1 protein-coding gene is annotated in these 485 nt (G+C 56.1%); it reads left to right on the plus strand.

All coding sequences use genetic code 11. The features are described 5' to 3' along the window. Positions 1–485: Ig-like domain-containing protein (locus F8R15_RS21040; RefSeq protein WP_172976295.1), on the plus strand; the 485-nt coding region annotated here is incomplete at both ends.

Genomic DNA, 485 nt, shown 5'->3' on the forward strand with positions numbered 1-485 from the left:
GATGGCAAGCTAACAATCGACGGCAACGGCGTATGGACGCTAGATGCGACCGGCACCAGCTTGACTGACGGCACCTATACAGCGACAGCCACGGTGACAGATGTAGCAGGCAACACAGCCAATGCGAGCCAAGACATCGTCGTAGACACCACGATAGGAACGAGCGGCCATACGGGTAGCGATGCGGTGAGCATAGACAGCATCACGCAAGACACCGGCAGCAACACAAGCGACTTCAAGACAAGTGATCAGACCTTGTCAGTCAGTGGTAAAGCCTACCTAGAGACAGGAGACACCCTAACGGTGAGCTTCAATGGCACCACCTACACGCTAGGCGGCACAGGCACAAATGATGGCAAGCTAACAATCGACGGCAACGGCGTATGGACGCTAGATGCGACCGGCACCAGCTTGACTGACGGCACCTATACAGCGACAGCCACGGTGACAGATGTAGCAGGCAACACAGCCAATGCGAGCCAAGA

Source organism: Thioclava sp. JE_KL1 (assembly GCF_009296265.1).
In the GTDB taxonomy this organism is placed as follows: Bacteria; Pseudomonadota; Alphaproteobacteria; order Rhodobacterales; family Rhodobacteraceae; genus Thioclava.